The organism is Pseudomonas sp. Marseille-Q1929 (assembly GCF_017316265.1).
Classification (GTDB): domain Bacteria; phylum Pseudomonadota; class Gammaproteobacteria; order Pseudomonadales; family Pseudomonadaceae; genus Aquipseudomonas.
The window spans coordinates 114706-130166 of sequence record NZ_JAFLWU010000007.1; the positions used below are offsets into that span (position 1 = coordinate 114706).

9 protein-coding genes and 1 other RNA gene are annotated in these 15461 nt (G+C 61.5%); 8 read left to right on the forward strand and 2 right to left on the reverse strand.

Annotation, left to right across the window (positions count from 1 at the left end; genetic code table 11):
* Nucleotides 1–3 precede the first annotated feature (3 nt).
* Both xdhB and xdhA read right to left on the reverse strand, forming a co-directional pair.
* A complete protein-coding gene (gene xdhB, locus J1G37_RS11160) occupies nt 4–2403 on the reverse strand; it encodes a xanthine dehydrogenase molybdopterin binding subunit (RefSeq protein WP_207041722.1) in 2400 nt (799 codons plus the stop codon).
* Nucleotides 2396–3844 carry a xanthine dehydrogenase small subunit gene (gene xdhA / locus J1G37_RS11165; RefSeq protein WP_207041723.1) on the reverse strand — a complete coding sequence of 483 codons (1449 nt, stop codon included), beginning with the start codon at nt 3842–3844 and terminating at the stop codon, nt 2396–2398. The genes xdhB and xdhA overlap by 8 nt, the downstream gene beginning before the upstream one ends.
* A 280-nt stretch (nt 3845–4124) precedes the next feature.
* Here xdhA and J1G37_RS11170 point away from each other — a divergent pair, with 280 nt between their 5' ends.
* The 8 genes from J1G37_RS11170 to J1G37_RS11205 all read left to right on the forward strand — a co-directional run bounded on the left by J1G37_RS11170 (nt 4125) and on the right by J1G37_RS11205 (nt 15394).
* Complete coding sequence (locus J1G37_RS11170) at nt 4125–4784, forward strand: GntR family transcriptional regulator (RefSeq protein ID WP_124526631.1); 660 nt, start codon at nt 4125–4127, stop codon at nt 4782–4784.
* A 2-nt stretch (nt 4785–4786) separates the two neighbouring features.
* Entirely contained in the window at nt 4787–8275 is a 3489-nt protein-coding gene (gene smc / locus J1G37_RS11175) for a chromosome segregation protein SMC (RefSeq protein WP_207041724.1), read from the forward strand.
* 259 nt (nt 8276–8534) lie between these two features.
* Nucleotides 8535–9398: a cell division protein ZipA gene (gene zipA, locus J1G37_RS11180; protein ID WP_207041725.1), complete on the forward strand. Its 864-nt coding sequence runs from the start codon at nt 8535–8537 to the stop codon at nt 9396–9398.
* Between the two features lie 87 nt (nt 9399–9485).
* Nucleotides 9486–11843, forward strand: a complete 2358-nt coding sequence (gene ligA / locus J1G37_RS11185; protein ID WP_207041727.1) for an NAD-dependent DNA ligase LigA — start codon at nt 9486–9488, stop codon at nt 11841–11843.
* Nucleotides 11844–11999: 156 nt separating this feature from the next.
* Nucleotides 12000–13166, forward strand: a complete 1167-nt coding sequence (locus J1G37_RS11190; protein ID WP_207041729.1) for a putative zinc-binding metallopeptidase — start codon at nt 12000–12002, stop codon at nt 13164–13166.
* A gap of 256 nt (nt 13167–13422) precedes the next feature.
* Nucleotides 13423–13519, forward strand: an RNA gene (gene ffs / locus J1G37_RS11195) — signal recognition particle sRNA small type.
* 239 nt (nt 13520–13758) lie between these two features.
* Complete coding sequence (locus tag J1G37_RS11200; protein ID WP_207041731.1) at nt 13759–14805, forward strand: N-acetylmuramidase family protein; 1047 nt, start codon at nt 13759–13761, stop codon at nt 14803–14805.
* 1 nt (nt 14806) lies between these two features.
* Nucleotides 14807–15394 carry a hypothetical protein gene (locus tag J1G37_RS11205; RefSeq protein WP_207041732.1) on the forward strand — a complete coding sequence of 196 codons (588 nt, stop codon included), beginning with the start codon at nt 14807–14809 and terminating at the stop codon, nt 15392–15394.
* The last annotated feature ends 67 nt before the right edge of the window (nt 15395–15461 follow it).

A 15461-nucleotide genomic window follows, 5' to 3' on the forward strand; every position in this document is an offset into this window, starting at 1 on the left:
GGTCTAAAGCGAAGCCAACTCGGTTTCAGTCTCCACAGCCACAGCCGCCGTCAACTGCCGCATCTGCTCACACCCCCACAACACCCGCTCCGGCGTCGCCGGCGCATCGATCTTGGGCTGATGCCGATAGTCACCCAAACTCGCCACCGCATCCTTGATCGCACACCACGAGGCAATCCCCAGCATGAACGGTGGCTCACCCACGGCCTTGGAATGGAACACCGTGTCCTCCGGGTTCTTGCGGTTTTCCACCAGCTTCACCCGCAAGTCCAGCGGCATATCCGCCACCGCCGGGATCTTGTAGCTGGCCGGGCCGTTGGTCATCAGCTTGCCTTTGTTGTTCCACACCAACTCTTCCATGGTCAGCCAGCCCATGCCCTGGATAAACCCGCCTTCGACCTGGCCGATGTCGATGGCCGGGTTCAGCGAGGCGCCCACATCGTGGAGGATGTCAGTGCGCAGCATCTTGTATTCGCCGGTCAGCGTATCGACGATCACTTCGCAGCACGCCGCGCCGAAGGCGAAGTAGTAGAACGGCCGACCGCGCGACTGGCTGCGGTCGTAGAAGATTTTCGGGGTCTTGTAGAACCCGGTGCTCGACAGTGACACCTGGGCGAAATACGCCTGCTGGACCAGCGCCTCAAACGTCAGGATCTGCTCACGCACGCGCACATGGCCGTTGTGGAATTGCACATCCGCTTCGCTCACGTCGTACTTGCGCGCAGCAAATTCCACCAGGCGCTGCTTGATGATCTCAGCGGCGTTCTGCGCGGCCTTGCCGTTCAGATCCGCACCGCTGGAGGCAGCGGTTGGCGAGGTGTTGGGCACCTTGTCGGTGTTGGTGGCGGTGATCTGTACGCGGTCGATTTCCACCTGGAACACTTCGGCCACCACCTGCGCGACCTTGGTGTTCAAGCCTTGGCCCATCTCGGTGCCGCCGTGGTTCAGGTGGATGCTGCCGTCGGTGTAGATGTGGATCAGCGCACCGGCCTGGTTGAGGAAACTGGCGGTAAACGAAATACCGAATTTCACCGGGGTCAGCGCCAGGCCTTTTTTCAGGATCGGGCTGTGGGCGTTGTACAGGCGAATCGCTTCGCGGCGCTCGGCGTATTGGCTGCTGGCCTCAAGCTCGGCGGTCATCTCTTCGAGCAGGTTGTGCTCGACGGTCTGGTAGTAGTGGGTGACGTTGCGCTCGGTCTTGCCGTAGTAGTTGGCCTTGCGCACCGCCAACGGATCGAGGGCCAGGTGACGGGCGATGGCGTCCATCACTTCTTCGATGGCGACCATGCCTTGTGGGCCGCCGAAGCCGCGATAGGCGGTGTTGGACGCGGTGTTGGTCTTGCAGCGATGGCCGTTGACCGTGGCATCGCCCAGGTAATACGAGTTGTCGGAGTGGAACATCGCGCGGTCGACAATCGAGTTGGACAAGTCCGGCGAGCAGCCGCAGTTGCCGGCCAGGTCCAGGTTGATCCCGTGCAGGCGGCCACTGTCGTCAAAGCCTACGTCGTATTCGATATAGAAGGGGTGGCGCTTGCCGGTCATCAGCATATCTTCGACGCGCGGCAGGCGCATCTTGGTCGGCTGGCCGGTAAGGCGCGCGACTACCGCACACAGGCACGCGGGGCTGGCGGCCTGGGTTTCCTTGCCGCCGAAACCGCCGCCCATGCGGCGCATATCCACGACGATTTTATTCATCGACACGTCCAGCACTTCGGCCACCAGTTTCTGCACTTCGGTGGGGTTTTGCGTGGAGCAGTAGACGATCATGCCGCCGTCTTCGGTGGGCATCACCGAGGAGATCTGCGTCTCCAGGTAGAAGTGTTCCTGGCCGCCGATGTGCAGGGTGCCCTGGATGCGGTTTTTCGCCGACGCCAGGGCGCTGGCCGAATCGCCGCGTTGGTGGGTGTGGCTGTCGAGCACGAAGTGTTTCTTGCGGAAGGCCTCGACCACGTCCAGCACCGGTTCCAGGTCTTCGTATTCGATCACGGCTGCCATCGCGGCTTTGCGTGCGGTTTCCAGGTCACGGGCGGCGACGGCGAGGACGACCTGGCCGACGAACTGCACCGTGTCGATGGCCAGCAACGGATCGCCGGGCATCAGCGGGCCGATGTCTTTGAGGCCGGGCACGTCTTCGTGGGTGATCGCGATGCGCACGCCTTCAAACGCGTAGCAGGGCGCGGTGTCGATGCTGATGATGCGGGCGTGGGCGCGGTCGGACATGCGCGCATACAGGTGCAGTTGGTTAGGGAATTCCAGGCGGTCATCGATGTACTGCGCTTCACCGGAAACATGCTTGGCGGCGCTGTCATGCTTGACGCTGCGGCCGACACCGGAGGTGAGGTCCTGGGCGAACAACTCGGCGAGTTCGGCCTGGGTTTTAACGACGGCGTGATGGTTAGACATAAGCGGTCACCCGAGTCTCGATGTGCGGCGTTTGCAGCTCGATGAAGTATTTGCGCAGCAGGTTCTGCGCGCTGAGCAGGCGGTATTCCTTGCTGGCGCGGAAGTCCGACAGCGGGGTGAAATCCTCGGCCAGGGCGGCGCAGGCTTTCTCCACGGTGGCGCTGTTCCAGGTGGCGCCGACCAGCATGGCTTCGCAGCTTTTCGCGCGTTTCGGCGTGGCGGCCATACCGCCGAATGCCACGCGGGCTTCGCGGATAACGCCGTTGTCGATCTTCAGGTTGAACGCGGCGCAGACGGCGGAAATATCATCGTCCAGGCGCTTGGACACCTTGTAGGCGCGGAACAGCGCGTGGCCCTTCGGCACGATGATCTTCTCGATGAACTCGCTGTCCTGGCGCGCGGTGACGCGGTAGTCGATAAAGTAGTCTTCAAGCGCCAGGGTGCGCCGGGTGTTGCCCTTGCACAGCACGATCTGCGCACCGAGGGCGATCAGCAGGGGCGGCGAGTCACCAATCGGCGAAGCGTTGCCGATATTGCCGCCGAGGGTGCCCTGGTTGCGGATCTGCAAGGAGGCGAAGCGGTGCAGCAGCTCGCCGAAGTCCGGGTATTCGTGGTGCAGCGCGGTGTAGCAATCGGAGAGGGCGGTGGCGGCGCCGATTTCCAGGCGGTCGTCAAAGTCGTCGATGCGCTTCATCTCTTCGATATTGCCGACATAGATCATCACCGGCAGCGTGCGGTGGAACTGGGTGACTTCCAGCGCCAGGTCAGTGCCGCCGGCCAGCAAGCGGGCTTGCGGATAAGAGTCGTAGAGGTCGGCCAGGTCGGCCACGGTCAGTGGCACCAGGCAGCGTTTATCGCCGCTGTTGAGTTCGCCGGTTTGCGTCGGTGCGATGGCTTTGAGGCGGGCGATGGTGTCGGCCTGGCGGCTGTCGAACTGATCCTGCGGCTTGTTGCAGCAGGCCTGTTCGGCGGCGGCGAGGATCGGCCGATAACCGGTGCAGCGGCACAGGTTGCCGGCCAGGGCTTCGTGGGCTTTCTGGCTGTCGGGGGCGTCGCTGTTCTTTTGCAGGGCGAACAACGACATGACGAAACCTGGGGTGCAAAAGCCGCATTGCGAGCCGTGGCACTCGACCATCGCCTGTTGCACGCTGTGCAGTTGGCCCTGGTGCTTGAGGTCTTCGACGCTGATCAATTGCTTGCCGTGCAGGGACGAGACAAAGGTCAGGCACGAGTTGAGGCTGCGGTAACGAATCTGCTCCGCGCCTTGCGCATCGGTGTGCAGCTCGCCGACCACCACGGTGCACGCACCGCAGTCGCCGCTGGCGCAGCCTTCCTTGGTACCGGATTTGCCCAGGTGCTCACGCAGGTAGTTGAGCACGGTGAGATTGGGGTCCAGGGCGTGCTCGCTACGGAGTTCCTGGTTAAGTAAAAACTGGATCACGGAAGGCCTCGCAGACTCATTATTGTTGTTAACCGCTTTGCGCCGAATCTAGTCATGTCTGACTTTTCGGTCAACGATTTTCTGACCAGAAGGTCAAGAAAATCCGGTCGCAACACTTTCAATTATGGTCCAGTCTTCTGGAACCGGCGTTTTCAGGGGCTTTTGAGTTTTCGACGCTGCTTATTCCGTGCCAAATTCGCCACGGTGGGCGTAGCGCCATCAGCGGGCCAATGCGCTACACTGCCGCGCTTGTATCGATAGAAGATTTTGAAGGTAAAACATGACGTTCAAGGCGCCGGACAGCCTCGCCGAGCAAATCGCTCACCACCTCGCCGAACGCATCATTCGCGGCGAACTCAAGCCTGGGGAGCGGATCCAGGAGCAAAAGGTCACGCTGGCACTCAATGTCAGCCGTGGTTCCGTGCGCGAAGCCTTGCTGATCCTTGAACGCCGCCACCTCATCGCGATCCTGCCGCGCCGTGGCGCCCACGTCACCGAACTCACCGCGCACAAGGTGCAGAGCCTGTGCACGCTGATGGGCGAGTTGTACATCCTGCTCGGCAACGCGGTCGCCCAAGGCTGGCAGACCCAGGCCGACATGGCGCCGTTCGTGCAGATCCAGCAGCGCCTGGTGACTAATTTCGAGCGCCAGGACATCCGCGCCTTTGTCGAAGAAAGCTTCAACGTGATGCGCGCCGCGTACCCGTTCGCCAATAACCCGTACTTGCAGGAAACCGTCGAAAACCTGCAACCGGCGATGAACCGCGCCTATTACCTGGCCCTGGATCAGCGCAAGGCGTCCATGAGCGAATACCTGGTGTTGTTCGAGCAATTGCTCGCCGCCGTCCTCGCCCGTGACCTGCCACAGATTCGCCAGGTGCTGTCGGCCTACGGCGAGCGCAGCTGCTCGCTGGTCATCGCTGCGTTGGCGGACGCCTAAACGTGCGGCTCAAGTGCATCAAACTGGCGGGGTTCAAATCCTTCGTCGACCCGACCACGGTGAACTTCCCCAGTAATATGGCGGCGGTGGTCGGGCCCAATGGTTGCGGCAAGTCGAACATCATCGACGCCGTCCGTTGGGTGATGGGCGAGAGCTCGGCGAAAAACCTGCGCGGCGAGTCGATGACCGACGTCATCTTCAACGGTTCCACCAGCCGTAAACCGGTGAGCCAGGCCAGTATCGAACTGGTGTTCGACAACTCCGATGGAACCTTGATTGGCGAGTACGCGGCCTACGCCGAAATTTCCATTCGCCGCAAAGTGACCCGCGACAGCCAGAACAGTTATTTCCTCAACGGCACCAAGTGTCGCCGTCGGGACATCACCGATATTTTCCTTGGCACCGGCCTGGGCCCGCGCAGCTACTCGATCATCGAACAGGGCATGATCTCCAAGCTGATCGAAGCCAAGCCCGAAGACCTGCGCAACTTTATCGAAGAAGCGGCCGGCATCTCCAAGTACAAGGAGCGCCGCCGCGAGACCGAAAACCGTATCCGCCGCACCCACGAAAACCTCGCCCGCCTCACCGACCTGCGCGAAGAGCTGGAGCGCCAGTTGGAGCGTCTGCACCGCCAGGCCCAGGCGGCCGAGAAGTATCAGGAATACAAGGGCGAAGAGCGCCAGCTCAAGGCGCAACTGTCGGCCCTGCGCTGGCAGGCGTTGAACGAGCAGGTCGGCCAGCGCGAGGCGATCATCGGCACCCAGGAAATCAGCTTTGAAGCGCTGGTGGCCGAGCAACGCAATGCCGACGCCAGCATCGAACGCCTGCGTGACGGGCACCATGATTTGTCCGAGCGCTTCAATCTGGTGCAGGGCCGCTTCTATTCGGTGGGCGGCGATATCGCCCGCGTCGAGCAAAGTATCCAGCACGGCCAGCAGCGTCTGCGCCAGTTGCAGGACGATCTCAAGGAAGCCGAACGCGCGCGCCTGGAGACCGAATCCCACCTGGGCCACGACCGCACGTTGCTGCTGACCCTCGGCGAAGAGCTGGACATGCTCACCCCCGAGCAGGAAGTCACCAGCGCCGCCGCCGAAGAAGCCGCCGCCGCCCTGGAAGAATCCGAAAGCACCATGCACGGCTGGCAGGAGCAGTGGGACACGTTCAACCTGCAATCCGCCGAGCCGCGCCGCCAGGCCGAGGTGCAGCAGTCGCGCATCCAGCAACTGGAAACCAGCATGGAGCGTTTGGCCGAGCGCCAGCGCCGCTTGCAGGAAGAGCGCGTGCTGCTCGCCGCCGACCCGGAAGACGCGGCGATCATGGAGCTGAGCGAGCAACTGGCCGAAAGCGAAATGACGCTTGAGGAGCTGGAAGCCAGCGAAGAACAACAAGTGGAGCGCCTGGAGCAACTGCGTCAGCAACTGCAACAGGCGACCCAGGCGCAGCAGCAGGCCCAGGGCGATTTGCAGCGGCTTAACGGTCGGCTGGCGTCCCTCGAGGCGTTGCAACAAGCGGCGTTGGACCCCGGCACCGGCACCGCCGAATGGCTGCGCGACCAGCATCTGGCCGAGCGCCCGCGTCTTGCCGAAGGATTGAAAGTCGAAGCCGGTTGGGAGCTGGCGGTGGAAACCGTGCTGGGCGCCGACCTGCAAGCCGTGCTGGTGGATGACTTTGGCGGCTTCGACCTGGCCGGTTTTGCCCAGGGCGACCTGCGTTTGCTCAGCCCTGCTGCCGATGGCAAACGGGTGCCGGGCAGTTTGCTGGACAAGGTCGAGGCGGCGATTGATCTGTCGCCGTGGCTGGGCCAGGTCAAGCCGGTTGAATCACTTGAGCAGGCCTTGGCCCAGCGCGGTCAACTGGCGGCCGGCGAAAGCCTGATCAGCCGCGACGGCTATTGGGTCGGCCGGCACTTCCTGCGGGTGCGCCGCGCCAGCGAAGCGGAAAGCGGTGTATTGGCCCGTGGCCAGGAAATCGTCAACCTGATCGCCGAGCGCGAAGAGCGCGAAGCCACCTTGGAAAGTCTGGAAACCCAACTGCAAACCCTGCGCGCCACCCAGCGCCAGCAAGAGACCGGTCGCGAACACCTGCGCCGCCTGTTGCAGGACGAAGCGCGCCAGCAAGGTGAACTCAAGGCCCAGCTCTCCGCGAGCAAGGCCAAGGCCGAGCAGCTGACCCTGCGCCGCACCCGCCTCGACGAAGAAGTCGCCGAGATGGGCGAGCAGCGCGCCCTGGAGCACGAACAGATCGGCGAAGCGCGCCTGCAGTTGCAGGAAGCCCTCGACAGCATGGCCCTCGACACCGAGCAGCGCGAACTGTTGCTGGCCCAGCGCGACAGCCTGCGCGAACGCCTCGACCGCGTGCGTCAGGAAGCCCGCCAGCACAAGGATCATGCACATCAACTGGCGGTGCGCCTGGGCTCGCTCAAGGCCCAGCACGCGTCCACCGCCCAGGCCCTTGAACGCCTGGAGATGCAGTCCGAACGCCTCACCGAAAAGCGCGAGCAACTGAGCCTCAACCTGGAAGAGGGCGAGGCGCCGCTGGAAGAGTTGCGCCTCAAGCTCGAAGAATTGCTCGACAAGCGCATGACCGTCGACGAAGAACTCAAGACCGCGCAAATCGCCCTGGAAGACGCCGACCGCGAACTGCGCGATGCCGAGAAACGCCGGACCCAGGCCGAGCAGCAATCCCAGTTGATCCGCGGCCAGCTCGAACAACAGCGCATGGAATGGCAAGCCCTGACCGTGCGCCGCAAGACCCTGCAAGACCAGCTGCTCGAAGACGGCTACGACTTGCACGGCGTGCTCAACACGTTGACCACCCAGGCCAACGAAAAAGACGCCGAAGAAGAACTGGAGCGGATTGCCGCGCGCATTCAACGCCTTGGTGCGATCAACCTCGCGGCCATCGACGAATACCAGCAACAATCCGAGCGTAAACGTTATCTGGACGCGCAGGACGCCGACTTGGTCGAAGCCCTGGACACCTTGGAAAACGTGATCCGCAAGATCGACAAGGAAACCCGCAACCGCTTCAAAGATACCTTTGATCAGATTAATAGCGGTTTACAGGCGTTATTCCCGAAAGTTTTCGGCGGTGGCAGCGCTTACTTGGAACTGACGGGCGAAGATCTACTCGATACAGGGGTAACGATCATGGCGCGGCCTCCGGGCAAGAAGAACAGCACCATCCATTTGTTGTCCGGCGGCGAAAAAGCCCTGACCGCATTGGCCCTGGTATTTGCCATCTTCAAGTTGAACCCGGCGCCGTTCTGCATGCTCGATGAAGTTGACGCACCGCTGGATGACGCTAACGTTGGACGCTATGCACGGTTGGTTAAAGAGATGTCCCAGACCGTGCAGTTCATCTATATCACCCATAACAAGATCGCCATGGAAATGGCGGATCAGTTGATGGGTGTGACGATGCATGAACCGGGTTGTTCGCGTTTGGTGGCGGTGGATGTGGAAGAAGCGATGGCGATGGTGGAATCCTGACCCAGGCTTCGAAAGAGAATTTTCAGCAGGATGTAAGGTGTTTTACCGGTCTGGCAAAGATGGCCTAACGACATAATTGTTCAAGGCATTTTGACAGACGGTGTAAAGTTATCTTTGGTCGTGCTAGTTTAATGTCAATTTTTCGTGTGCGTGGGCAAAACGTCAGTCAGAACATAGAGTTGGCGCCACGTTTTAAAGCGGTTTGCACGGTGCTAAACCCCTTATTTTTCAGCATTTTTTATTAGAGGCACGGGATTACATGGAAATCGGTCTGCGCGAGTGGCTGATCGTCATCGGCATTATTGTCATTGCCGGTATTCTTTTTGATGGCTGGCGCCGGATGCGCGGCGGCAAGGGCAAGCTTAAATTCCGCTTGGACCGCAACCTGTCCAACCTGCCAGACGACGATGGCGCCGCCGAGCTGCTGGGGCCGCCCCGTGTGCTGGATACCCATAAGGAACCGCAACTGGACGAGCACGACCTGCCGTCGATGAGCGCGCCGCTGCGTGAGGCTCGCGAGCCGTCGTCCAAGCGTGGCAAGCGTGCCAGTGCCGCCGTGGCCGAGCCGCATCAGGGCGACCTGAACCTCGACGTCGATGACGGCCCGAGCTTCAGCAGCCGTGATGATGACTTCCCGGATGAAAACGTCGGCAAGACTGCGCCGCGCCAATCGGTCAACGACCAGCCGGCCGCTGAAGAAGTGTTGGTGATCAGCGTGATCTGCCGCGACGCCGCCGGCTTCAAAGGCCCGGCGCTGTTGCAGAATATCCTCGAAAGCGGCCTGCGTTTTGGCGAGATGGATATCTTCCACCGTCACGAAAGCATGGCCGGCAACGGCGAAGTGCTGTTCTCCATGGCCAACGCGGTCAAGCCGGGCACGTTTGATCTGGACGACATCGACCTGTTCAGCACCCCGGCGGTGAGCTTCTTCCTCGGCCTGCCAGGCCCACGTCACCCGAAACAAGCGTTCGACGTGATGGTGGCCGCAGCACGCAAGCTGTCCCAGGAACTGAATGGCGAGCTGAAAGACGACCAACGCAGCGTCCTCACCGCGCAGACCATCGAACATTACCGTCAGCGCATCGTCGAGTTCGAGCGTCGCGCCCTGACACAGAAACGCTGAGGCCTGAGCTTAAGCGTTGTCTGTAGAATCCGTGCACTAACATATTGAGCAGCTTCGGCTGCTCTTTTGCTTTATGAGAGAACACCCATGACCGCCGCCCACACCCGCATACTCGAACTGCGCGCTGAACTGGATCAGCACAACTACCGTTACCACGTCCTCGACGAGCCGAGCATCCCGGACGCCGAGTACGATCGGTTGTTCCACGAGCTCAAGGCCCTGGAGGCCGAGCATCCGGAGCTGGTCACGCGGGATTCGCCGACACAGCGGGTTGGCAGTGCGGCGTTGTCGGCGTTCACCCAGGTCAGGCATGAAGTGCCAATGCTCAGCCTCGGCAACGCGTTTGATGAAACCACTATGCTGGAGTTTGATCGGCGCGTGACTGAAGGTCTCGACCTGCCGGCCGGTGATCTGTTCGGCGGTGGTGCGGTGGTGGAATACAGCTGCGAACCCAAGCTGGACGGCCTGGCGGTCAGCCTGCTGTATCAGGACGGCGAACTGGTGCGCGGTGCCACCCGTGGCGATGGCACCACCGGCGAAGACATCAGCGTCAATGTGCGCACCGTGCGCAATATTCCGCTCAAGCTGCAAGGCAGCGGCTGGCCGGCGACCCTGGAAGTGCGTGGCGAAGTGTTCATGTCCAAGGCCGGTTTCGAGCGGCTCAACGCTTCGCAGCTGGAAGTCGGCGGCAAGACCTTCGCCAACCCGCGCAACGCCGCCGCCGGCAGCCTGCGCCAGTTGGATTCGAAGATCACCGCCAGCCGTCCGCTGGAGTTCTGCTGCTACGGCGTGACCACCGACATCAGCGACACCCATATCGGCAACCTGCAGCAGTTGCAGCAGTGGGGCATGCCCATCAGTCACGAGCTGAAGCTGGCCAAGGGCATTCAGGATTGCCTGGACTACTACCGCGACATCGGCGAGCGCCGCAACAGCCTGCCGTACGAGATCGACGGCGTGGTGTTCAAGGTCAACAGCATTGCCTACCAGCGCGAGCTGGGCTTCCGCGCTCGTGAGCCGCGCTGGGCCATTGCGCATAAATTCCCGGCCCTGGAAGAACTGACCGAACTGCTCGACGTGGAATTCCAGGTCGGCCGCACGGGCGCCGTTACCCCGGTGGCGCGCCTGAAGCCGGTCAAGGTCGCGGGTGTGACCGTGTCCAATGCCACCTTGCACAACATGGACGAAGTGGCGCGCCTGGGCGTGATGATCGGCGACACCGTGATCATCCGCCGCGCCGGGGACGTGATCCCGCAAGTCGTCTCCGTGGTGCTCGAACGCCGCCCGGAAGGCGCCCGCGCCGTGCCGATCCCCGAAAGCTGCCCGGTGTGCGGTTCCCATGTGGAGCGCACCCAACTGGTCAAGCGCAGCAAGGGCAAGGAAACCGTCAGCGAAGGCGCGGTGTACCGCTGCGTCGGGCGCCTGGCGTGTGGCGCGCAGCTCAAGCAGGCGATCATCCATTTCGTCTCGCGCCGTGCCATGGACATCGACGGCCTGGGCGACAAGACCATCGAGCAACTGGTGGACGAAAAACTCATCGGCTCGCCGGCGGATCTCTACAAGCTCAAGTACGAGCAGATCATCGACCTGGAAGGCTTTGCCGACATTTCCAGCAAGAAGCTGATCGCGGCCATCGAAAACAGCAAGACGCCGACCCTGGCGCGCTTTATCTATGCGCTGGGCATCCCCGACGTGGGCGAGGAGACGGCCAAGGTGCTGGCGCGTTCCCTGGCGTCCCTGGAGCGCGTGCAGAAGGCTTTGCCGGAAGTGCTGACGTACTTGCCGGACGTGGGCCTGGAAGTGGCGCACGAGATTCACAGCTTCTTTGAGGACAGCCATAACCAGGAAGTGATTGGCGCGTTGCTGGCGACGGACGAGTGCGGCCTGCAATTGCAGGATCAGGGCGACCTCAGCGCCGAGTTCGCCGCCAGCACCACCTTGGGCGGCTTTCTCGACAAACTGCACGTGCCGAGCGTCGGCCCGGGTGCTGCGCAGAAACTCGCGGACAAGTTCGGCAGCCTCGAAGGCGTGATCAAGGCTGACTGGCTGGACATGCGCCAGGCGCTGCCGGAAAAGCAGGCCAAGGCCGTGCGTGAGTTTTTCGACAACCCTGACAACGCCAACCGTGCCCTGGCCATCGAGCAGCAGCTCAAGGACTTCGGCATGCATTGGGAGAGCGAGAAGAAGGTCGTCGAAGGCTTGCCCGAAGCCGGTCACACCTGGGTGCTCACCGGCTCCCTGGAGCTGATGAGCCGCGACGTGGCCAAGGACAAGCTCGAAAGCCTCGGCGCCAAGGTGGCGGGCTCCGTCTCGGCGAAAACCCACTGCGTAGTGGCCGGGCCGGGCGCCGGTTCAAAACTGGCCAAGGCCAGCGAACTGGGGCTCAAAGTCCTTGACGAAGAAGCCTTCGTTGCCTTCCTGGCCAAGCACAACATCACCGTCTGATGATGATCGTTCCCACGCTCCGCGTGGGAATGCAGCCCCGGGCGCTCTGCGCCCAAAGCGTGACGCTGAGCGTCACAAGAGGCGTTCCCACGCAGAGCGTGGGAACGATCTTTCGCGGGAAATGATCTAGTCTCAGTCACCCAGGGAGAGATCGTCATGTTCCGCTATTTCGAGCAGCTCAGTTCACGCATCGCCGCCCCCTTCGTGGCCGGACCCTCTCGCGACGGCAAAGTGTGGCAATGCCGCTGCGGCCAATCCCTGTTCTTTCGCAACAGCCAATGCCTGGCCTGCCAGGCCCTGCTGGGCTACCAGCCGCAACAAAGCCGGCTCGCCTCCCTGCAACCCGGCCCCGTGGAAGGCACCTGGCTGCAAGACGGTAACCTGGACGCCGGCGCCTTCCGCCGCTGCGCCAACCTCGACACCCCAGCCGCCTGCAACTGGTTGATCCCCGCCCATAGCACCGCGCCACTGTGCGTGGCGTGCAGCCTCAACCGCACCATCCCCGACCTGTCTGTCGCGGAAAACCCCGAACGCTGGCGCAAAGTGGAGATCGCCAAGCGCCGCCTGGTGGCCCAGCTCATCAGCCTCGGCTTGCAAGTGGTGCCCAAGAGCGTCGACGAAGACAACGGCCTGGCCTTCGATTTTGTCGGTATCGACCTGGAAGGCAACGCGCCCATGACCGGCCATGCCAACGGCCTGATCACCCTCGACATCAAGGAAGCCGACGACGCCCATCGTGAGAAAGTTCGCGTACAGATGCGTGAGCCTTACCGCACCTTGCTCGGGCATTTTCGCCATGAAGTCGGTCACTACTATTGGGATCGCCTGATCGCCAACACCCACTGGATTGAGCCGTTTCGCCGCTTGTTCGGCGACGAACGCGCCAGCTACGCCGATGCCCTCGACCAGCACTACCAGAACGGCCCGCGCCCCGACTGGCAACAGACCTGCGTCAGCGCCTACGCCACCATGCACCCCTGGGAAGACTGGGCCGAAACCTGGGCCCACTACCTGCACATGATGGATGCCGTCGACACCGCGCTCGGCTTTGGCATGAGCGCCCGCGAGATGGACCTGGATTACCAGCCGTTCCCCCTCAGCACCCTTTACGACCCCGAGCACCCGGGCGGCGTGGCGTTCCTGTCGTTCGTCAACGCCTGGATCGAACTGGCCGGCATGCTCAACGAGCTGTCGCGCAGCATGGGCCAGCCGGATTTCTATCCGTTCGTGCTGCCACCGCCGGTGATCGCCAAGCTGCACTTTATTCACTTGGTGATCCAGGAAGAGGGCGGCCGGGCGGATGAGGTCCTACAGAGCCAGTGAAATAGCTTTTCTGTGGGAGCTGGCTTGCCTGCGATGCAGGCACCTCGGTGTATCAGTTGGGCCGAGGTGATGCTATCGCAGCGGTGCGGCGACCCGACAAGCCAGCTCCCACAGGGGGGGGCGATGTACTGGCTGAGGCCATGGGCAAGTGCTTGAACCGCCAGATGTTTTTATTCCAGCACCAACGGTTGTAACTTCCGACGAGATCGGTACAATGGCCCCGCTTGCCGAGAGGCAGGCGTCGTTATGGTGACCCCATCGGTCCCCCCGCAACGATTACCCGTGAACCTGGTCAGAGCCGGAAGGCAGCAGCCACAGCGGGAACATTGTGTGCCGGGGTGTGGCTGGTGGGGTTGCCTCCATAACGCTCTCCCTTGCAGTACCTCTTCTGCGTCAAATCAAAAACACTTATCCAATCACCTGCCCAACTTATTGCGCAGCGATGACGGCTGTCTCACAACTTTAAATTCCCCCACTTTACAAGCCAAAACCACCTTGTTAGTTTGCGCCGGCCGCTTGTTTCAGAATGTGACAAGTGCACGGAGTTGATATTGAAGTGCTATCACTTCTTTAACTAACAAGGATGTTTGTGATGAAAAGCCTGCAAGGGTTGCCCCGACTTATCAGTGCGTCGGTGGGCGCTCCCGGTAAAGCCCGCAACTTGCCCGCCGATGTGCAGTGCATCCAGTATTTATTCAATCTGATTATTCCCAAGCTGGGTTTTCCGCTGGCCGAGAACGGCAAGTGCGACGGCCAATTGGTGCAGTGCATCAGTCAGTATCAGTTCCGTCATCTCAAATACGCGCACCCCGATGGGGTGATCGATCCGACGGGCCGCACCTTCAACAGCCTGATCGAAGAAGCGGTGAAAGTGCCGGTGAAGGCGTTCCCGGCGATGCGCATCCCGAGTTTTCTCAATGTGTTCGGCAATAACCAGGGCGATGCGGTGCAGGCCACGGTCAATGTGTACCTGGACCGCATGCGTGCCATGGTCGAGGCCGAGCGACGCAACCGCCAACTGGTGCTCCAGGCCACGTGCGACGGGGGCATGACCCTGACTGAAACGGACTTCCAGAACGCCGCCAAGCAGTTGGGCAACGGCATCTCGGTAAACATCATCAAGGCGTTTGCCACGGTTGAATCGGGCGGGCGCTCGGGCTTCGGGCCGGCGAAGTTGCCGGTGATCGCCTTTGAAGGGCACCTGTTTCGCAAGTACACCAAGCACATCTACGACCAGGCGCACCCGCTGCTGTCGTATCCCTATGTGCGCAAAGCCGGGCCGCAATGGCAGGTCAACAACAAGGACCAGGTCAAGGCCTGGGAAACCATGGCCACCGCCTTTGCCTTGGATCAGGAGGCGGCGTTGATGTCTGCATCATGGGGCATGTTTCAGGTCATGGGTTTCAACTTTGCGGCGTGCGGTTACAAGACGGTGTTTGAGTTTGTCGCGGCATTAAAGATCAATGCCGGCAGCCAACTAAGGGCGTTCCTGAGTTTTTGCAGTCAGAGCCCGACACTGATGAAAGCCATGAAAGACAAGGATTACGTGGCCATGGCGCGTAACTATAACGGCAAGGATTACGGTAACTATGACGTGCTTATCGAAAAAGCCTACAACGCGCTTGAAGGGAAAAAATAAGATGATGCGTTTTCTGACCATGGGTGTGTTGTCGTTGTGCGCCGTGGCCCCGGCATTTGCGGGTGCGCCTGCGCTGCATTCGGGCATGTATGAAGGGCTGATGCTGGCGGTGACGCCCGAGCACCGGGTGGAAGGTTTTTACGCGGAAGAGCTGGGTGAGGGCGTCAGCAGATGTGCGTTCTACCTACAAGGCAACGGGAACGTACTGACCACCTGGCTCGTCGATGCCTACCCTGGCAGCGTGGCACCTTCCGCCGACGGCGTGACCTTGACCGTGGAGCAGGGCCGCCAGCATCCCGGCTGCATGAATGTGCTGATGCCGGAGATCGCCACGGGGCTGGACCTGACCCAGACCGCGAATAAACAGTGGATTGGCCTGGTGACGGTGGCCGCCGACAAGGTTTACCTGCTGAAGACCCCGGGGGCCAAGGCGGCCAAGCGGCCGTATATCGTCAAGGATGATGTGGTGGGTGTGCTGGCCATCAAGGATGGCTGGGCGCAGGTCGAGTTTATCAATGCGCAGAATCGTTCGTTTATTGGCTGGATCAGCCAGGAGCAGTACGCGCGTCTGACTCCTTCGAAAAGCTGATTTCAACAACACACATCCCCCTGTGGGAGCGGGCTTGCTCGCGAATGCGGTGTATCAGTGCCAGATT